An 18754-nucleotide genomic window follows, 5' to 3' on the forward strand; every position below is an offset into this window, starting at 1 on the left:
TCACCGGACGAGCCCGCGGGAGGCTCCGGACACCCGCGAAAATGCGGCATCCGGCCAGGCCAACCGCAGAAATCGGGCCAGATGGGCAAGGCTCGGGCGCACTTCTGACCGCGGAGTAAGTAGCTCGGGCGGGAATCTCCACCGAATCTGTACGCGGCGCTTACCCCGGATCGGGATGCGTGGACACCACCGGGCCGCGGTGGAGCCGGTCCCCGCCCGCCAGGATCGCCGCCGCGAGGGCGTCCGCCGCCTCCTGCGCCGTGTCCCTGCGGCGGCCGTGCAGCAGCACGAAATCCACATCTCCGAGCTCGGGCAGCCCGGCCCTGGGCGGCACCGGGACGAGCCCCGGCGGGATGAGCCCCCGGGCGTGGGCCATCACGCCCAGGCCCGCGCGGGCCGCCGCGACCAGCGCGCTCAGGCTCCCGCTCGTGCACGCGAACCGCCAGGACCTGCCGTGCTCCTCCAGCACGTCCAGGGCGCGGGCCCGGGTGAGGCCCGGCGGCGGGTAGACGATCAGCGGCAGCGGACGCTCGGGGTCGATCCGCAGCTGCGGGGCGCCGATCCAGGTCAGCGTGTCCTGCCAGACCAGCTCGCCGTGGGTGTCCCCGGTGCGGCGCTTGGCCAGCACCAGATCGAGCCGGCCCGCCGCGAGCTGCCGGTGCAGCGCGCCCGACAGCTCCACCGAGAGCTCCAGCTCGACATCGGGGTGCTCGCGCCGGAAGGACTCCAGGATCTCCGGCAGGCGCGTCAGGACGAAGTCCTCGGACGCCCCGAAGCGCAGCCGGCCGCGCAGCCGGGTGCCGGTGAAGAACGCCGCCGCCCGCTCGTTGGCCTGGAGGATCGTCCTGGCGAAGCCGAGCATGGCCTCGCCGTCCTCCGTGAGGTCCACCCGGTGCGTGTCGCGGCTGAACAGCTGCCGGCCCGCCTCGGACTCCAGCCGGCGGACGTGCTGGCTGACCGTGGACTGCCGTACGCCGAGCCTGCGCGCCGCCTGGGTGAAGCTCAGGGTCTGGGCGACGGCCAGGAAGGTGCGGAGCTGGACGGGGTCGTACATGGCGCGAGGTTATCGCGAATCGTGATGACAGTCAGTGCGGTGTACCGGATTCCCGATCGCGATGATCAGGAGCACGATGGGGAGGGCACGATTCCACCGAGAGAGCACGGAGCACATGAGTCGCCGCACCAGCCGCCGAATCCCCTCGCTGCCGTCCTGGCTGCCGGTCGACCCGTACATCCTCGCGCTGATCGGCACGGTGGTGCTCGCCGCGCTGCTGCCCGTGTCCGGGACCGGCGCCGAGGTGGCGGGCGGCGCGTCGACCGGCGCGGTGGCGCTGCTCTTCTTCCTCTACGGGGCGCGGCTCTCGACCGCCGAGGCGCTCGACGGGCTGAAGCACTGGCGGCTCCACCTCACCGTCCTGGCCTGCACCTTCGTGGCGTTCCCGCTGCTCGGACTCGCCAGCCACGGGCTGGTGCCGTACGTGCTGACCCCGCAGCTCCAGGACGGCTTCCTCTTCCTGTGCCTGGTGCCCTCGACGATCCAGTCCTCGATCGCCTTCACCTCGATGGCCCGCGGCAACGTGCCGGCGGCCATCTGCGCGGGCTCCTTCTCAAGCATCGCCGGGATCGTGTTCACCCCGCTGCTCGCCGCCGTACTGCTCGGCGGCAGCGCGGGAGGGTTCTCGGCAGACTCCCTCGTGAAGATCGTCCTCCAGCTGCTGGTGCCGTTCCTCGCGGGACAGCTGCTGCGCCGCTGGGTCGGGGGCTTCATCGGCCGCCACCGCAAGGTGCTCGGCTACGTCGACCGCGGCTCGATCCTGCTCGTCGTCTACACGGCCTTCAGCGAGGGAATGGTGGCGGGGATCTGGCACCAGGTCACCCCGGCCAGGCTCGGCGCGCTGCTCGGCGCCGAGGCCGTACTCCTGGCCCTGATGCTCTCGCTCAGCTGGTTCGGGGCGAAGCGGCTCGGCTTCGGGCGCGCGGACCGCATCGCCATCCAGTTCGCCGGGTCGAAGAAGAGCCTGGCGGCAGGGCTGCCCATGGCCAGCGTCCTCTTCGGGGCGCACGCGAGCCTCGCGGTGCTGCCCCTGATGCTCTTCCACCAGATGCAGCTGATGGTCTGCGCGGTGATCGCCAAGCGCCGCTCGCGCGATCCGCTCCCGGAGGAGGAGACCGCGGCGCAGCGACCGGTGCCGGTGAGCTGACCCGGCCGGAGCCGGAGAGGGCCCGGCCGGCGCAGGGGGCGCTCCCCGCCGGCCGGACCCCTGCCCCGTGCAGCGGGCGGGGCCGCCTCAGCCCTGGCCCACCGCCGCCTCGAGGGCGATGCGGTGGTCACCCGCGTACACGTTCATGGACTGTCCCCGCAGGAACCCGACGAGGGTCAGTCCGCTCTCGGCCGCGAGGTCCACGGCCAGCGACGACGGCGCCGACACCGCCGCGAGCACCGGTATCCCCGCCATCACCGCCTTCTGCGCCAACTCGAAGGAAGCCCGCCCGGACACCAGCAGGATCACCTGCGAGAGCGGCAGGCGGTCGTCCGTCAGGGCGCGCCCCACGAGCTTGTCGACCGCGTTGTGCCGGCCGACGTCCTCCCGGATGTCCAGCAGCTCGCCCTCCGTCGAGAACAGCGCCGCGGCGTGCAGGCCCCCGGTCCGGTCGAACACCCGCTGCGCGTCGCGCAGCCGGTCGGGGAGAGCGGCGAGCAGCGCGGGTGTCACCCGGACCGGGGGAGTGTCGGCGACGGGATGGCGGGTGGTGGTGCGCACGGCGTCGAGGCTGGCCTTGCCGCACAGCCCGCAGGACGAGGTGGTGTAGACGTTGCGCTCCAGCGTGATGTCGGGGACCACGACGCCCGGCGCGAGCTTCACGTCCACCACGTTGTACGTGTTCACGCCGTCCGCCGTCGCCCCGGCGCAGTAGACGATCGACTGCACCTCGGAGCCCTCACCGATCACGCCCTCGCTCACCAGGAAGCCCGCCGCCAGCGCGAAGTCGTCGCCCGGGGTCCGCATCGTGATGGCGAGCGGCCTGCCGTTCAGCCGGATCTCGAGAGGTTCCTCGGCGACGAGGGTGTCGGGACGGGTCGTGACCGCCCCGTCCCGGATGCGGATGGTGCGGCGACGCTCGGTGACCCGTCCCATAGCCGTTAAACCCGATTCTGTACGTGTTGGAAGCCGAAACGGCCCTTGATACAGAGGTTGCCATGGGTCACCGGGTTGTCGTGCGGCGAGGTGACCTTGACGATCTCGTTGTCCTGCACGTGGAGCGTCACGTTGCAGCCCACGCCGCAGTAGGCGCAGACGGTCGTGGTCCGCGTCTGCGCGGGCTCGTCCCACGTCCCCGCCTCCCGCATGCCGAACTCTGTGCTGAACGAAAGCGCACCGGTCGGGCACACCTCGATGCAGTTCCCGCAGAAGACACAGGCCGAGTCGGGGAGCGCGGCATCGTGCTCGGTGGAGATCCGGGCGTCGAAACCGCGCCCCGAGACCGCGATCGCGAAGGTGTTCTGCCACTGCTCTCCGCAGGCGTCCACGCACTTGTAGCAGAGGATGCACTTGTCGTAGTCGCGTACGTAGAGGTCGTTGTCGATCTTCGGCTGTTCGTTGACCCTGGCGGCCTCCGCGCCGAAGCGTCCGGGCTTCGCGTCGTACTCCTTGATCCACTCGGCGGCGCGCGGGGTCGTCGACAGGTCCGTGGACGAGGCCAGCAGCTCCAGGACCACCTTCCGGCTGTGCCGGGCCCGCTCGGTGTCGGTGCGGACCGTCATGCCCGGCTCGGCGCGCCGGGAGCAGGCGGGGGCGAGCGTGCGGGAGCCCTCCACCTCGACCACGCACACCCGGCAGGCGTTCTTCGGGGTCAGCGTGTCCCCCTGGCACAGGGTCGGAATGTCCTTGCCCGCCGACCGGCAGGCGTCCAGGATCGTCGAGCCCTCGGGGACCCGGGTCTCGGCGCCGTCCAGCGTGAACGAGACGAGACGGCGCGGCGGCTGAAGCGGCACAGCGGTCACTTGTAGACCCCCAGACGGTCGATGGCGGACTCCACGGCATTCCACGCGGTCTGGCCCAGACCGCAGATCGAGGCGTCCCGCATGGCCCGGCCCACCTCCCTCATGAGCGCGATGTCCTCGGCGGCCCCGGCTCCCGTACGGTCGACGATCCGGTGCAGCGCCTCCTCCTGGCGGACCGTGCCCACCCGGCAGGGCACGCACTGGCCGCACGACTCGTCGCGGAAGAACTCGGCGATCCGCAGCAGCACCCGGGGGAGCTCCACCGAGTCGTCCAGGACCAGCACCACACCCGAACCGAGCGTCGTCCCCGCGGCGCGGGTGCCCTCGAAGGTGAGCGGGACGTCCAGCTCGTCGGGGCGTACGAAGCCGCCCGCCGCGCCCCCGAGGAGCACGGCCCGCAACCGCTCGGGCGAGCCCGCCAGTTCGAGGAGCTCGCGCAGGGTTGCCCCGAAGGGCAGTTCGTAGACGCCGGGGCGGTCCACCTGCCCGGAGACGCAGAACAGTTTCGTCCCGGTGGAGGTCTCCGTGCCGGTCGCGGCGTAGGCGGCGGCGCCCTGCTCCAGGATCGGCAGCACGTTCACCAGCGTCTCGACGTTGTTGACGGCGGTCGGTTTGCCGAAGAGCCCCTTCTCCACGGGGAAGGGCGGCTTGGAGCGCGGCTCCCCGCGCTGCCCCTCGATCGAGTTGAAGATCGCGGTCTCCTCGCCGCAGATGTAGGCGCCGGCACCGCGCCGGATCTCGATGTCGAAGGCGTAGCCCTGCCCGAGCACGTCGGGGCCGAGCAGCCCCCGGGTGCGGGCGCTCCTCAGGGCGTGGGCGAGCCGTTCGTACGCCCGGGGGTACTCCCCGCGCAGATAGACGTAACCCTGGTGGGCTCCGATCGCGTACCCGGCGATCGTCATCGCCTCGACCAGGGCGTAAGGGTCGCCCTCCATCAGCACCCGGTCCTTGAAGGTGCCCGGCTCGCTCTCGTCAGCGTTGCAGACCAGGTAGTGCGGGCCGTCCGCCTGCTGCGCGGTGGCCTGCCACTTGCGTCCGGTGGGGAAGGCCGCGCCGCCCCGCCCGACGAGCCCGGCGTCCAGCACCTCGCGGATCACGCCCGCGGGGCCCAGCGCGAACGCGCGGCGCAGAGCGGTGTAGCCACCGGTGGAGCGGTAGTCGTCCAGCGAGGCGGGATCGACGGTGCCGATGCGCCGCAGGAGCACGAGGGAGGGGTCGCCCGCCTGGGGGACCGCCGCCGGGGCGGGGGGTTCCGGCGGGGCGGCCTCGGGCGTACGGGCCGCCGCGACGAGGTCCGGGGCGGTGGCGGGGGCGACGACCGCCGCGGTGCGCGGCGCCTCCTCCGAGGGCTGACCGGGTTCCGGTCCGGACCTCAACAGGATTGCTGCCGGGGCTCGTTCGCAGAGGCCGAGGCAGGGGCTCTCCTGCCAGACCGCGCCCTCGGCGGGGGTGCCGGGCGGGCCGAGGCGCTCGGTGAGGTCCGCGCACACCGACGCCGAGCCGCGCGCCGCGCACGCCAGGTCCGTACAGACGTGCAGGACCTTCGCGGGGCGGGGCCGCACCGAGAACATGGCGTAGAAGGTCGCGACGCCGTATGCCTCCGCCGGGGCCACCGTCAGTCGCCGGCAGATGTAGCCGAGCGCGCCCTCGCTGATCCAGCCCACCCGGTCGTTCACCGCGTGCAGCGCGGGCAGCAGCTGGTCGCGGCGGTCCTTGGCCGCCGAGGCACCGCCCCTCGCCCAGCGCAGATCCTCGTCCGTGCGCTCGTCGGCACCCTCCCAGCCGGACGGCGGCGGGCCCAACAGGGCATCCACCGCGTCCCGTTCGGCCTCGGAGGGGGCGGCGTCGGTGTACCTCAGGTCCATGCGGGCACCAGCTTCTCTATCCGTACGGCGGAGGCCTTGAACTCGGCGGTGCCCGCGATCGGGCAGTTCGCCTCGATGGTCAGCTGGTTGGTGTCGACCTCGTCCGGGAAGTGCATCGTCATGAAGGCGAGCCCCGGCCGCAGTCCCGGATCGATCCAGACCGGCGCGGTGACACTGCCGCGCCTGGACGACACCCGCACCTCCTCGCCCACGGCGACGCCGTAGGACTCCGCGTCCTCCGGGCAGAGTTCGATGTACTCGCCCCGGCGCAGCGGGGATGCGTAACTTCCGCTCTGCACACCGGTGTTGTACGAGTCCAGCCGTCGCCCCGTCGTCAGCCGCAGCGGATAGGTCTCGTCGGTGAGATCGACCGGCGGGTCGTGCTGAACCAGGCCGAACGGGGCCGCGCGGCCCCTGAGCGCGGGGTCGGTCTCCCAGAGCCGGGCGTGCAGGAAGCTGGAGGGCAGCTTCTCCGTGTCGGGGCAGGGCCATTGGAGCCCCTGGTGCTCGGCGAGCCGCTCGTACGTCATTCCGAAGTGGTCGGGAGACAGGGAGCGCAGCTCGTTCCACACGGCCTCGGCGTCGTCGAACTTCCATTCGTGGCCCAGCCGTCCGGCCATCGCGCAGATGATGTCGATGTCCTCGCGGGCCTCACCGGGCGGGACGAGCGCGGCGCGCACCCGCTGGACCCTCCGTTCGCTGTTGGTCGTCGTGCCGTCCGTCTCCGCCCAGGCGGCCGTGGCGGGCAGGACGACATCGGCGAGTTCGGCGGTCCTCGTCAGGAAGATGTCCTGGACGACGAGGTGGTCGAGGGACTTCAGCCGGCGCACGGCCTGGTCGCTGTCCGCCTCCGACTGGGCCGGGTTCTCCCCGATGCAGTACACCGCGCGCAGCTCGCCCGTCTCCATGGCCTCGAACATCTCGGTGAGCGTCTTTCCGTACCTCGGCTGGATGACGGTGTCCCAGGACCGCTCGAACTTCTGCCGGACGGGCAAATCGAGGATGTCCTGGAAGCCGGGCAGCCTGTTGGGGATGGCGCCCATGTCGCCGCCGCCCTGCACGTTGTTCTGGCCGCGCAGTGGCTGGACCCCGGAGCCGTACCGTCCGACGTGACCGGTGAGCAGGCAGAGGTTGATCAGCGCGCGGACGTTGTCGGTGCCGTTGTGGTGCTCGGTGATGCCCAGGGTCCAGCAGAGCTGGGCGCGTTCGGCCGTCGCGTAGGCGTGGGCGAGGTCCCGGATCGCCTCGGCGGGGACCCCGGTCACCTTCTCGGCGGCGGTGAGGGTCCAGGGTTCGACGAGCGCCGCGTACTCCTCGTACCCACTGGTCGCGCGGTCCACGAAGGCATGGTTGACCAGCCCGGCGTGGATGATCTCGCGGCCGATCGCGTGGGCGAGCGGGATGTCCGTGCCGACGTTGAGGCCGAGCCAGCTCTCCGCCCACTCGGCGGTCGAGGTGCGGCGCGGGTCGACGGCGTGCATCCGGGCGCCGTTGCGGATGCCCTTCAGTACGTGCTGGAAGAAGATCGGGTGCGCGAAACGGGCGTTGGAGCCCCACATCACGATCAGGTCGGTGTGCTCCACCTCCGCGTACGAGGAGGTGCCGCCGCCGGAGCCGAAGGCGGCCGAGAGCCCGGCGACGCTCGGCGCGTGGCAGGTGCGGTTGCAGGAGTCGACGTTGTTGGTGCCCATCACGACCCGGGTGAACTTCTGCGCCACGTAGTTCATCTCGTTGGTGGCCCTGGCGCAGGAGAGCATCGCGAAGGCATCGGGTCCGAATGCCTCGCGGGTCCGCCGGAATCCGGCGGCGGCCCGGGTCAGGGCCTCGTCCCAGGTCGCACGGCGCAGCACGCCGTCCTCGGAGCGGACGAGGGGGTGGGTGAGGCGTTCGTACGTCTTCGGCTGCCGGCCCTTGCGGTTCCGGCCGCCTGTGCGGTCGCTGGTCATGGTGCGCTCCCTGCTGGGGCCGAGGAGGTGGTGGCGAGGAGATCCGCGAGCGCGTGCACGGCGCGCAGCGTCGGTACGGGCGTTCCGGCCAGTTCGGCCAGCTCGACGACGGCCGCGAGCAGCACGTCGAGTTCGAGGGGTTTGCCCTTCTCCAGGTCCTGGAGGGTGGATGTCTTGTGGTCGCCGACGCGCTCCGCGCCCGCGATGCGCCGCTCCACGGAGATCTCGGGGCGGCAGCCGACGGCAGCCGCCACATCGAGGGTTTCGCGCATCATCGACTCCACGAGTGCGCGGGTGTCCGGATGGCGGCAGATCTGGCCCATGGTGGCCCGGGCCAGCGCGCTGATCGGGTTGAAGGAGATGTTGCCGAGCAGTTTGATCCAGATGTCGTTGCGCAGATCGGACTCCACGGGGCACTTGAGCCCGCCGGCGACCATGGCCTCACTGAAGTCCAGACAGCGTGTGGAGACCGTGCGGTCCGGCTCGCCGATGGAGAACCGGGTGCCTTCGAGATGGCGTACGACACCGGGCGCCTCGATCTCGGTGGCGGCGTAGACCACGCACCCGATGGCGCGTTCGGGCGGCAGGGTGGCGCTCACCGAGCCCGCGGGGTCGACGCTGTCGAGTCTGCGCCCGGTGTAGGGGCCCGCCAGTCCGTGGAAGTACCACCAGGGGATGCCGTTCTGAGCGGCGATCACGGCGGTGTCCTCGTGCATCAGCGGGTGTACCAGCGGTCCTGATCGTGCGTACGAGTTCGCCTTGAGGCCGAGGAAGACATAGTCGACGGGCCCGACGTCCGACGGATCGTCGGTGGCGGCGGGCCGTGCGGTGAAGTCACCGCGCGGGCTGATGACGCGCACACCGTCGCGGCGCATGGCCGCCAGGTGCGGACCCCGGGCGATGAGATGGACCTCGGCGCCTGCGCGGTGGAGCGCGGCCCCGACATAGGCGCCGATGGCTCCGGCGCCGACAACTGCGACTTTCACGGGGCTCTCCGTTCGGTGAGAGGACCGAGCGAGGGTGTCAAGTCGACAGAATATTGTCTACAGTATGCCTTCGTGGAGGGTCAATACTCATGACAGTGGGTGCCTGGCCGTCTTGTCCCCGGCCACTTTTCCGGGGGACGTCGGAGTGTCCGCGTGAGTTCCCGGGGAGCTGTTCGAGACGCTCCAACCTCGGGCCCGTATTCCTGTGGGGTTACGTGCCCCTGTACCGATCGGTAGCAACCAAGACTGGATTGTTCCTGCCAAACGTAGCGAGGGGAACCCGTACATGACCGGCTCACGTGTCGTGGCGCTCGGCCACTATCAGCCCGCCAAGGTCCTCACCAACGACGACCTGGCGGCCATGGTCGACACGAGCGACGAGTGGATCACCAGCCGGGTCGGCATCAAGACCCGTCACGTGGGCGGCCCGGACGAGCCGGTGGACGAACTGGCGGCGCACGCCGCCGCCAAGGCCCTGGCGACGGCCGGGCTGCAGCCCGCCGACATCGACATGGTCCTCGTCGCCACCTCCACGGCGATCGACCGCTCGCCGAGCATGTCCGCCCGCGTCGCCGCGCGGCTGGGGCTGGGCTCGCCCGCCGTGATGGACATCAACGTCGTCTGCTCCGGCTTCACCCACGCGCTCGCGACCGCCGACCACGCGATCCGGGCCGGCGCCGCCACCCGGGCCCTCGTCATCGGCGCCGACAAGATGGGCGACATCGTCGACTGGACCGACCGCTCCTCGTGCGTCCTGATGGGCGACGGGGCGGGCGCGGCCGTCGTCGTCGCCGACCCCGCGGGTGGCGAGGCGCCCGGGATCGGCCCCGTCCTGTGGGGATCGGTGCCCGAGATGGGCAACGCCGTACGGATCGAGGGCACGCCCCCGCGCTTCGCGCAGGAGGGGCAGTCGGTCTACCGCTGGGCCACCACGCAGCTGCCGCCGATCGCCCGGAGGGTCTGCGAGCGGGCGGGGGTCACGCCCGAGGATCTCGCTGCCGTGGTGCTGCACCAGGCCAACCTGCGGATCATCGAACCCGTCGCCCGGAAGATCGGCGCGGTCAACGCCGTCATCGCCCGGGACGTGGTGGACTCCGGCAACACGTCGGCCGCTTCGATCCCGATGGCCCTGTCCAAGCTGGTCGAGCGCGGGGAGGTCGAGAGCGGTGCGCCGGTCCTGCTCTTCGGCTTCGGCGGAAACCTTTCGTACGCGGGTCAGGTGATCCGCTGCCCCTGAGGCCCCCGTCGTGGCATTGTGCTCGGTAGACTGTAGACGATAAGCAATTGCCGGGCGCCCGGAGGGGGACCGCGATGTTGTCCGCAGGACTGCCGCAAGGAACGGTGCCGAAGCTGGAGCGGCCGGGACCGTTGCGCGAGCGTGTGTACGAGGCGTTGCTCGAACTGATCACCACGCGCGCCCTCAGTCCCGGCCAGCACCTCGTCGAGAGCGAGCTGGCCGGCCATCTGGGGGTGTCCCGGCAGCCGGTGCGCGAGGCGCTCCAGCGGCTGAACACCGAGGGCTGGGTCGACCTGCGCCCCGCCCAGGGTGCGTTCGTCCACGAGCCCACGGAGGAGGAGGCGGACCAGCTGCTCTCGGTCCGTACCCTGCTGGAGGCCGAGGCCGCCCGGCTCGCCGCCGCCCACTCCGGGCGGCCGGGGATCGAGGCGCTGGAGGAGCTGTGCTCCAAGGGGGAGCAGGCCGTCGCCGCCGACGACGTGGATCTCGCCGTCGCGACGAACGCCGCGTTCCATGCCAAGGTCATGGAACTGGCGGGCAACGTCGTCCTGTCCGAGCTCGCCGGGCAGGTGGACCGCCGCGTCCGCTGGTACTACACACCGGTTGCGCGGCAGCGTGGGACCCAGTCCTGGATCGAGCACCGCGAGCTGATCGCGGCGATCGCGTCCAGGGACGAGCAGCGGGCGACCGAGATCATGCGGGCGCACACCGAGCACACCCGCCAGACGTACCACCGGCGCGAAAAAGCCTGACAGGGCCTGTTCTCCACCTGTTCTCCGACTGCGCTCCGACTGTTTTCCGCCGGACTTCCACCTGGATTCCGCCTGATTTTCCGACGATTGAAGGCCGGGGCCGACCACCCCGGCCTTCTTCCGTGTCCGAATCCATTCGGCCCGCGCCGTGGAGCCCTCTGATCGCATCTTTGTCCTGAGTGTGGAGAAAGTTGGATCGGATTCATGCGCAACTTCTTCCCACTCAGGTCAACCGCTGCTACGTTCCCCTCGAAAGCCCGACGGACTGGCCGATGTGGCGGGGAGGGACGCGTGAGACGCATGACGGCACGACCCGCGAACACGCACCAGGCGCGACTGCTCAGACTGTTGCGTGACGGCGGCCCCAACTCCCGTGCACAGCTGGGAGATCAGATCGATCTCTCGCGCTCCAAGCTCGCCGTCGAGGTGGACCGGCTCCTGGAGACCGGACTCGTCGTGGCCGACGGCCTCGCCGCTTCCCGCGGCGGACGCCGCTCCCACAACATCCGGCTCGCTCCCGAACTGCGCTTCCTCGGCGTGGACATCGGCGCCACCTCCATCGATGTGGCTGTCACCAACGCGGAGTTGGAGGTGCTCGGCCACCTCAACCACCCGATGGACGTCCGGGAAGGACCCGTCGCCGTCTTCGAGCAGGTGCTGGCGATGGCGGCCAAGCTCCGGGCCTCCGGGCTGGCCGAGCACTTCGACGGCGCGGGGATCGGCGTACCGGGCCCCGTCCGTTTCCCCGAGGGCGTGCCGGTCGCGCCGCCGATCATGCCGGGCTGGGACGGCTTCCCCGTCCGCGAGGCGCTCAGCCAGGAACTGGGCTGCCCCGTCATGGTCGACAACGACGTGAACCTGATGGCACTGGGGGAGCAGCACGCGGGCGTCGCCCGCTCCGTGGGCGACTTCCTCTGCGTCAAGATCGGCACGGGTATCGGCTGCGGCATCGTCGTGGGCGGCGAGGTCTACCGCGGTACGACGGGCAGCGCGGGCGACATCGGTCATATCCAGGTGGAGCCCGACGGCCGCGCCTGCGCCTGCGGCAACCGGGGCTGCCTGGAGGCCCATTTCAGCGGCGCCGCCCTCGCCCGCGACGCCGAGGACGCGGCCAGGGCCGGGCTGTCGGCCGAGCTGGCCTCCCGGCTGGACGGGGCGGGCAGGCTCACCGCCGTCGACGTGGCCGCAGCCGCGGCGGCCGGTGATCCCACGGCACTCGACCTGATCCGCGAAGGCGGGAACCGGGTCGGGCAGGTCATCGCCGGACTGGTCAGCTTCTTCAACCCGGGCCTCGTCGTGATCGGCGGCGGGGTCACCGGACTCGGCCACAATCTGCTGGCCAGCGTCCGGACCCAGGTCTACCGGCAGTCCCTGCCGCTGGCCACCGGCAATCTCCCCATCGTCCTGGGCGAGCTGGGGCCCGTCGCCGGAGTGACCGGCGCGGCCAGGCTCATCAGCGACCACCTCTTCTCACCGGCCTGACGCACGGGCCGGTGCGCCGTACGGCAGACGTTCCGCGACCACCTCGCCGAACAGCCCGCCGTATCCGCCAGAGCACGACAACAGCTCCGCCCGCACGACCGCACCGCACCACAGCTCCGCCCGCAGGACCGCACCGCAGCTCCTCCGCACCCGCCAGAGCACAGCGCCTCCGCCCGCAGGACCGCACCGCACCCGCAAGAGCACCGCGGGTACCACCCCCGCAGTTCCGTCAGCAGTACGGCACCGCCGGCACTGCCCCCTGCCCGCTCACCGGCCTTCCCCGAGCCTCTCGGCCCTCGCCGAGCAGGGGAGACCCCATTCGCCGAGGGGATTCGTCATGGCACCAGAACCACCTCTGCTCACGATGTCCGGCATCACCAAGTCGTTCCCCGGAGTGCGCGCCCTCGACGGCGTGGACCTGGAGGTGCAGGCCGGCGAAGTCCACTGCCTCCTCGGCCAGAACGGCGCGGGCAAGTCCACCCTCATCAAGGTGCTGGCCGGGGCCCACCAGCCCGACGGCGGTGCCATCACCTGGCGCGGCGACCCCGTCCAGCTCTCCTCGCCGATCACCGCGATGCGCCTGGGCATCGCCACGATCTATCAGGAACTCGACCTCGTCGAGGGCCTGTCGGTCGCCGAGAACGTCTTCCTCGGGCACGAACCCACCAGCGCGGGCTTCGTCGTCCGCACCCGAGAGGCCCGCACCGAGGCCGCCGCGCTCCTGAAGCGCCTCGGTCACCCGGAGATCGATCCCGCCCGTGCGGTCGGTGAACTCTCCGCCGCACACCAGCAGATCGTCTCCATGGCCCGCGCGCTCTCCCACGACGTACGGCTCATCGTCATGGACGAGCCGTCCGCCGCTCTGGACCCGGACGAGGTCGACAACCTCTTCCGCATCGTCGACGGGCTCACCGCCGACGGCGTGGCCGTCATATACATCTCGCACCGGCTGGAGGAGATCCGCCGCATCGGCGACCGGGTCACCGTCCTCAAGGACGGCCGCGCCGTCGCCGTCGGGCTCCCCGCCAAGTCCACGCCCACCCGTGACGTCGTCGCCCTGATGACCGGACGCAACGTCGAGTACGTCTTCCCCGAGCGCCCCGCGCCCGGCGCGAGGGACGCCGCCGAACCCGTACTGAAGGTCGAAGGGCTTTATCGGGAAGGCGAGTTCGCGCCCGTCGACCTGGAGCTCAGGCCCGGTGAGATCGTCGGCCTCGCCGGACTCGTCGGCTCCGGACGCTCCGAGATCCTGGAGACCGTCTACGGAGCCCGCAGACCGACCGGGGGCCGGGTCCTCGTCGACGGCACCCCGCTCCGCCCCGGCAGCGTCCGCGCCGCCGTGGCCGCCGGGATCGGCCTCGCGCCCGAGGAACGCAAGGCGCAGGCACTCCTGTTGACGGAATCCGTCACCCGCAACGTCTCGGTCTCCTCGCTGTCCCGCTTCGCCCGCGCGGGATGGCTCGACAGGACGGCCGAGCGCAAGGCGGCGAGGGCAGCCACCCGCGAGCTGTCCCTGCGCCCCGACAACCCGGACGCCGCCGTCCGTACCCTCTCCGGCGGCAACCAGCAGAAGGCGGTCCTGGCCCGCTGGCTGCTGCGCGGCTGCCGGGTCCTGCTGCTCGACGAACCCACCCGAGGCGTCGATGTCGGCGCGCGCGCCGAGCTCTACGCCGTGATCCGCCGGCTGGCCGACGAAGGCCTCGCCGTCCTGCTCGTCTCCAGTGAAGTGCCCGAAGTGCTTGGCCTCGCCGACCGGGTGCTGGTGCTCCGGGAAGGCCGGGTCGTGCACACGGCCGACGCCAGGGAACTCGACGAGCACCGTGTCCTCGACCTCGTCATGGAAGGGAGCCCGACGACATGACACAGCCCGCACCGTCGGCGCAGCACCACGGGCCGGAGAAGGGGACCGTGACCGGCCCCGCAGCCGCGCCGCCCTCGAAGCAGGGCGGTGGCCTGCGCGCTCTCGGCCTGCGCGCCGACGTCCGCAACCTGTCGCTGCTCGGTGTCCTCGCCGTCCTGATAGCCGTCGGCGGCATCACCGAACCGGACGCGTTCCTGGACACCGGGAACCTCCAGCTGATCCTGACGCAGTCCTCCGTCATCGGTGTCGTCACCGTCGGCATGACCTTCGTGATCACCAGCGGCGGGATCGACCTCTCCGTCGGCGCGATGGTCGCCCTCGCCTCCGTCTGGGCGACGACCCTCGCCACCCAGGAGTACGGCTTCGCGGGCATCCTCTTCACCGCGGTGGTCGTCGGACTCGCCGCCGGACTCGTCAACGGGCTGCTCATCGCCTACGGCGGCATGGTCCCCTTCATCGCGACACTCGCCATGCTCGCCTCGGCGCGCGGGCTCGCCCTCCAGATCACCGACGGCAAGACGCAGATCGTCACCGTCCAGTCGGTCCTGGACCTCGGACTGCCCGACAGCTACGTCCTGGGCATCCCGCCGCTGGTCCTCGTCTTCGCCGCGGTGACCGTGGCCGGCTGGCTGATCCTGAACCGGACGACCTTCGGGCGCCGCACGGTCGCCGTCGGAGGCAACGCGGAGGCGGCCAGGCTCGCCGGCATCGACGTACGCCGACAGCGCCTCTACCTGTACCTGCTCTCCGGTCTGTGCTGCGGCATCGCCGCCTTCATGCTCGTCATCCTGTCGGGATCGGGCCAGAACACCAACGGCAACCTGTACGAGCTCGACGCCATCGCCGCGGCGATCATCGGAGGCACCCTCCTCAGCGGCGGCCGGGGCACCATCGTCGGCTCCGTGCTCGGGGTCCTGGTCTTCACCACGATCACCAACATCTTCGCTCTGAACAACCTCCAGAGCGATGTCCAGCAGATCGCCAAGGGCGCCATCATCGTCGCCGCCGTCCTCGTCCAGCGGCGCACGCTGCGCGGCGGGGAGACCTGAGCACCTCTTCCGTAGCAGAGCACCGACCACCCACCCGCTGTTCCGTATGCGCCACACCGGATGAAGGGTTCGACAGCCATGCCAGAAACCAGCCGCAGAGGACTGCTCTTCGGCACCGCGGCCGTCTCCGCGGGAGCCTTCCTCACCGCCTGTACCAGCAACGAGCCCAAGGAGGCGTCGGCCGCACAGAGCAACCAGCCCGCCGCCGACGACAAGCCGGGCACGCCCGTCACCATCGGATTCGCGGGACCGCAGGCCGACCACGGATGGCTCAACGCCATCAACGTGCAAGCCAAGTCGCGGGCCGGGAAGTACTCCGAGGTGACGCTGGAGATCACCGAGGGCTCCAACGACACCGCCGCCCAGATCGGCCAGGTCAAGACCCTCATCAACAAGAAGGTCGACGTCCTCGTCATCCTCCCCGCCGACGGCAAGGCCCTCACCCAGGTCGGGCTGGAGGCCATGAAGGCCGGCATCCCCGTCGTCAACCTGGACCGCATCTTCGCCTCGCCCCAGGCCTACCGCTGCTGGGTCGGCGGCGACAACTACGGCATGGGGCTCAACGCCGGGCACTACATCGGCGAGCAGCTCAAGGACAAGGCCGACGCCAAGGTCGTCGAGCTCGCGGGCATCGACAACCTGGAGCTCACCAAGCAGCGCAGCCAGGGCTTCGCGGACGCCCTGAAGAACTACTCCAACATCAAGCTGGTGGCCCGTCAGGCCGCCGACTTCACCGTGGAGTCGGGCCAGGCCAAGATGGCGCAGCTCCTCCAGGCGCAGAAGCAGTTCGACGCGCTATGGAACCACGACGACGACCAGGGCGTCGGCGCACTCCGGGCCATCCAGCAGGCCGGACGCGACGAGTTCATCATGGTCGGCGGTGCCGGCGCCAAGTCCGCGATGGACGCCATCAAGGCGGACAACAGCGTGCTGAAGGCCACCGTGCTCTACCCGCCCACGATGGCCGCCTCCGCCATCGACCTGGCGCGTGCGCTCGGTCAGAACAAGGGCGTCGCGGGACTCGCCGAGATGGAGATCCCGACCTCGCTGACCCTGTACTCGGCCGTGGTCACCAAGGACAACATCGACCAGTACCTGCCGACCGGCTTCAGCTGATCCCGCACCGCCGCCGACACCGAACCACCGATGAGGAGGAAGCCCGCATGGCCCGTAGGGAAGAGACGGAGCAGGAGACCGAAGCACCGCCCCCCAAGGCGACGCTCGGCGTCGGCATGGTCGGATACGCCTTCATGGGCGCCGCCCACTCGCAGGGGTGGCGCACCGCGGGACACGTCTTCGACCTGCCGGTGAGACCCGCTCTCGCCGCGATCTGCGGACGCGACCGTACGGCCGTCGAGGCCGCCGCCGCCCGGCACGGCTGGGCGGCGGCGGAGACCGACTGGCGCGCCCTGATCGCCCGGGACGACGTGCAGCTGGTCGACATCTGCACACCCGGCGACAGTCATGCGGAGATCGCCATCGCGGCCCTGGAGGCAGGCAAGCACGTGCTGTGCGAGAAGCCGCTCGCCAACACGGTCGCGGAGGCGGAAGCCATGGCGGAGGCCGCCGAGCGGGCCGCCGCTCGCGGCCAGGTGGCGATCGTGGGCTTCAACTACCGCAAGGTGCCCGCCCTCACCTACGCCCGCGCCCTGATCGAGGAAGGGAGGCTCGGCACGCTTCGCCATGTGCGGGCCACGTATCTCCAGGACTGGCTGGTCGATCCGGAGTCGCCGCTGACCTGGCGGCTCCAGCGCGAACACGCCGGCTCCGGAGCGCTGGGGGACCTCGGGGCGCACATCGTCGACCTCGCCCAGTACCTGGCGGGAGAGCCGCTGGTGGGGGTGTCGGCGGTGAGCGAGACGTTCGTACGCGAACGGCCCGTGTCGGCGGGCCCGGGCGCCGGGCTCTCCGGCGCCGCGGACGGTACCGCACGGGGGGCGGTCACCGTCGACGACGCCGCGCTCTTCACGGGGCGGCTGGCGTCGGGCGCCCTGGCCTCCTTCGAGGCGACCAGGATGGCCGCGGGCCGCAAGAACGCCCTCTGCCTGGAGATCAACGGGGAGCTGGGGTCGATCGCCTTCGACCTGGAGCGGCTCAACGAGCTCTCCTTCCACGACCACACGGAACCGGCCACCTCGGCCGGCTTCCGCCGGATCCTGGTCACCGAGCCCGAGCACCCGTATCTGGAGGCGTGGTGGCCGCCGGGCCACGGCCTGGGCTACGAGCACACCTTCGTCCACCAGGCCCGTGACGTGGTGCGCACGATCACCGAAGGACGCACCCCGGTCCCGTCGTTCGCCGACGGGCTCCAGGTGCAGCGGGTGCTCGCCGCCGTGGAGGAGAGCGCCGCCAAGAACTCCGTCTTCACCCCGGTCCCCTTCTAGGAGGTTGTGCGCATGCCCCGTCCCTTCACTCTCTTCACCGGCCAGTGGGCCGACCTGCCCCTGGAGGAGGTCTGCCGGCTCGCCCGGGACTTCGGCTACGACGGGCTCGAACTCGCCTGCTGGGGAGATCACTTCGTGGTCGACAAAGCCCTGTCGGACCCCGGCTATCTCGACGGGCGGCGACAGCTGCTCGACAAGTACGGCCTCAAGTGCTGGGCGATCTCCAACCACTTGGTCGGCCAGGCGGTCTGCGACAGCCCGATCGACGAACGCCACCAGGGAATCCTGCCCGGCCGGATCTGGGGGGACGGGGAGCCCGAGGGCGTACGCCGCCGGGCCGCCGACGAGATCAAGAACACCGCGCGGGCTGCTGCCGCGTTCGGTGTCGACACCGTCATCGGCTTCACCGGTTCCTCCATCTGGCACCTGGTCGCCATGTTCCCGCCGGTGCCGCCACACATGATCGAACGCGGCTACGAGGACTTCGCGGAGCGGTGGAACCCGATCCTGGACGTCTTCGACGCCGAGGGCGTCCGCTTCGCCCACGAGGTGCACCCGAGCGAGATCGCGTACGACTACTGGACCACGCATCGCGCGCTGGAGGCCGTCGACCACCGGCCGGCGTTCGGGCTGAACTTCGACCCGAGCCACTTCGTGTGGCAGGACCTCGATCCGGTCGGCTTCCTGTACGACTTCCGGGACCGGATCTACCACGTGGACTGCAAGGAGGCCCGCAAGCGCCTCGACGGCCGCAACGGGCGCCTCGGTTCCCACCTGCCGTGGGGCGATCCGCGGCGCGGCTGGGACTTCGTCTCGGCGGGCCACGGTGACGTGCCCTGGGAGGACGTCTTCCGGATGCTGCGGTCCATCGGATACGCGGGACCGGTGTCCGTGGAGTGGGAGGACGCGGGCATGGACCGGCTCACGGGGGCGCCCGAGGCGCTGGCCTCGCTGAAGCGGTTCGACTTCGACCCGCCGAGCGCGTCGTTCGACGCGGCGTTCGGCGGGGGCGAGTAGCCCCGGGCGCGGCCCCCGGGACCCAGGGGGCCGCGCCGCCGGGGTCCCCGGGCGGAGCCACAGGCCCCCCGGGTCCCCGGGCGGAGTGCCCCGTCCACGGGCGGAGCCCCTCCCTCTCCGGCCCCCGCCTCGACCACCGGTTCCGGGGCCGCCGGGGCTGTCCGGCATGCCC

Annotated in this window: 15 protein-coding genes; 9 read left to right on the forward strand and 6 right to left on the reverse strand. The window is 71.2% G+C overall.

The window, feature by feature from the left end:
- Nucleotides 1-160 precede the first annotated feature (160 nt).
- On the reverse strand, nt 161-1054 hold the full coding sequence (locus AMK10_RS18195; protein ID WP_073748842.1) for a LysR substrate-binding domain-containing protein: 894 nt from the start codon (nt 1052-1054) through the stop codon (nt 161-163).
- Nucleotides 1055-1169: 115 nt separating this feature from the next.
- On the opposite strand from AMK10_RS18195, the gene AMK10_RS18200 reads away from it, so the two are divergent.
- The gene (locus AMK10_RS18200; protein ID WP_073748843.1) at nt 1170-2201 is read left to right on the forward strand and encodes a bile acid:sodium symporter family protein; all 1032 of its coding nucleotides are present in this window, start codon (nt 1170-1172) and stop codon (nt 2199-2201) included.
- A gap of 87 nt (nt 2202-2288) precedes the next feature.
- Here the strand turns inward: AMK10_RS18200 and fdhD are convergent, their stop codons facing one another.
- Genes fdhD through AMK10_RS18225 form a run of 5 tightly spaced genes read right to left on the reverse strand, consistent with a single transcriptional unit; the run spans nt 2289 to nt 8800 of the window.
- Nucleotides 2289-3137 (reverse strand): formate dehydrogenase accessory sulfurtransferase FdhD, encoded by an 849-nt coding sequence (gene fdhD / locus AMK10_RS18205; protein ID WP_073748844.1) that lies wholly within the window; start codon nt 3135-3137, stop codon nt 2289-2291.
- 5 nt (nt 3138-3142) lie between these two features.
- Nucleotides 3143-4003, reverse strand: coding sequence for a 2Fe-2S iron-sulfur cluster-binding protein (locus AMK10_RS18210; protein WP_073748845.1), 861 nt, complete (start codon nt 4001-4003; stop codon nt 3143-3145).
- A complete protein-coding gene (locus tag AMK10_RS18215) occupies nt 4000-5868 on the reverse strand; it encodes an NAD(P)H-dependent oxidoreductase subunit E (RefSeq protein ID WP_073748846.1) in 1869 nt (622 codons plus the stop codon). Before AMK10_RS18215 ends, AMK10_RS18210 begins: the two co-directional genes overlap by 4 nt.
- Entirely contained in the window at nt 5859-7814 is a 1956-nt protein-coding gene (locus AMK10_RS18220; protein WP_073748847.1) for a molybdopterin oxidoreductase family protein, read from the reverse strand. Before AMK10_RS18220 ends, AMK10_RS18215 begins: the two co-directional genes overlap by 10 nt.
- Nucleotides 7811-8800, reverse strand: a complete 990-nt coding sequence (locus AMK10_RS18225) for a 2-dehydropantoate 2-reductase (RefSeq protein ID WP_073748848.1) — start codon at nt 8798-8800, stop codon at nt 7811-7813. Before AMK10_RS18225 ends, AMK10_RS18220 begins: the two co-directional genes overlap by 4 nt.
- Nucleotides 8801-9086: 286 nt before the next feature.
- Between AMK10_RS18225 and AMK10_RS18230 the strand changes: the two genes are divergently transcribed.
- The 8 genes from AMK10_RS18230 to AMK10_RS18265 all read left to right on the forward strand — a co-directional run bounded on the left by AMK10_RS18230 (nt 9087) and on the right by AMK10_RS18265 (nt 18582).
- On the forward strand, nt 9087-10037 hold the full coding sequence (locus tag AMK10_RS18230) for a beta-ketoacyl-ACP synthase III (RefSeq protein WP_073748849.1): 951 nt from the start codon (nt 9087-9089) through the stop codon (nt 10035-10037).
- Between the two features lie 74 nt (nt 10038-10111).
- A complete protein-coding gene (locus AMK10_RS18235) occupies nt 10112-10789 on the forward strand; it encodes a GntR family transcriptional regulator (protein WP_073748850.1) in 678 nt (225 codons plus the stop codon).
- A gap of 300 nt (nt 10790-11089) precedes the next feature.
- Nucleotides 11090-12271, forward strand: coding sequence for an ROK family transcriptional regulator (locus AMK10_RS18240; RefSeq protein WP_073748851.1), 1182 nt, complete (start codon nt 11090-11092; stop codon nt 12269-12271).
- A 337-nt stretch (nt 12272-12608) separates the two neighbouring features.
- Nucleotides 12609-14132: a sugar ABC transporter ATP-binding protein gene (locus AMK10_RS18245; RefSeq protein WP_073748852.1), complete on the forward strand. Its 1524-nt coding sequence runs from the start codon at nt 12609-12611 to the stop codon at nt 14130-14132.
- Complete coding sequence (locus AMK10_RS18250) at nt 14129-15181, forward strand: ABC transporter permease (protein ID WP_073748853.1); 1053 nt, start codon at nt 14129-14131, stop codon at nt 15179-15181. Before AMK10_RS18245 ends, AMK10_RS18250 begins: the two co-directional genes overlap by 4 nt.
- Nucleotides 15182-15259: 78 nt before the next feature.
- Nucleotides 15260-16297 carry a substrate-binding domain-containing protein gene (locus AMK10_RS18255; RefSeq protein WP_073748854.1) on the forward strand — a complete coding sequence of 346 codons (1038 nt, stop codon included), beginning with the start codon at nt 15260-15262 and terminating at the stop codon, nt 16295-16297.
- Nucleotides 16298-16344: 47 nt separating this feature from the next.
- Nucleotides 16345-17565 carry a Gfo/Idh/MocA family protein gene (locus AMK10_RS18260; protein ID WP_073748855.1) on the forward strand — a complete coding sequence of 407 codons (1221 nt, stop codon included), beginning with the start codon at nt 16345-16347 and terminating at the stop codon, nt 17563-17565.
- A 12-nt stretch (nt 17566-17577) separates the two neighbouring features.
- A complete protein-coding gene (locus AMK10_RS18265; RefSeq protein ID WP_073748856.1) occupies nt 17578-18582 on the forward strand; it encodes a sugar phosphate isomerase/epimerase family protein in 1005 nt (334 codons plus the stop codon).
- Nucleotides 18583-18754 lie beyond the last annotated feature (172 nt).

This window comes from Streptomyces sp. CB02058 (genome assembly GCF_001905505.1).
In the GTDB taxonomy this organism is placed as follows: Bacteria; Actinomycetota; Actinomycetes; order Streptomycetales; family Streptomycetaceae; genus Streptomyces.

What these genes read in the sequence shown, in the direction of transcription:
- AMK10_RS18200 (WP_073748843.1), top strand. Translation starts at nt 1,170, where the DNA reads ATGAGTCGCCGCACCAGCCGCCGAATCCCCTCGCTGCCGTCCTGGCTG.
- AMK10_RS18260 (WP_073748855.1), top strand. Translation starts at nt 16,345, where the DNA reads ATGGCCCGTAGGGAAGAGACGGAGCAGGAGACCGAAGCACCGCCCCCC.
- fdhD (WP_073748844.1), bottom strand. Translation starts at nt 3,137, where the DNA reads ATGGGACGGGTCACCGAGCGTCGCCGCACCATCCGCATCCGGGACGGG.
- AMK10_RS18255 (WP_073748854.1), top strand. Translation starts at nt 15,260, where the DNA reads ATGCCAGAAACCAGCCGCAGAGGACTGCTCTTCGGCACCGCGGCCGTC.
- AMK10_RS18195 (WP_073748842.1), bottom strand. Translation starts at nt 1,054, where the DNA reads ATGTACGACCCCGTCCAGCTCCGCACCTTCCTGGCCGTCGCCCAGACC.
- AMK10_RS18265 (WP_073748856.1), top strand. Translation starts at nt 17,578, where the DNA reads ATGCCCCGTCCCTTCACTCTCTTCACCGGCCAGTGGGCCGACCTGCCC.
- AMK10_RS18215 (WP_073748846.1), bottom strand. Translation starts at nt 5,868, where the DNA reads ATGGACCTGAGGTACACCGACGCCGCCCCCTCCGAGGCCGAACGGGAC.
- AMK10_RS18235 (WP_073748850.1), top strand. Translation starts at nt 10,112, where the DNA reads ATGTTGTCCGCAGGACTGCCGCAAGGAACGGTGCCGAAGCTGGAGCGG.
- AMK10_RS18220 (WP_073748847.1), bottom strand. Translation starts at nt 7,814, where the DNA reads ATGACCAGCGACCGCACAGGCGGCCGGAACCGCAAGGGCCGGCAGCCG.
- AMK10_RS18230 (WP_073748849.1), top strand. Translation starts at nt 9,087, where the DNA reads ATGACCGGCTCACGTGTCGTGGCGCTCGGCCACTATCAGCCCGCCAAG.
- AMK10_RS18245 (WP_073748852.1), top strand. Translation starts at nt 12,609, where the DNA reads ATGGCACCAGAACCACCTCTGCTCACGATGTCCGGCATCACCAAGTCG.
- AMK10_RS18250 (WP_073748853.1), top strand. Translation starts at nt 14,129, where the DNA reads ATGACACAGCCCGCACCGTCGGCGCAGCACCACGGGCCGGAGAAGGGG.
- AMK10_RS18240 (WP_073748851.1), top strand. Translation starts at nt 11,090, where the DNA reads ATGACGGCACGACCCGCGAACACGCACCAGGCGCGACTGCTCAGACTG.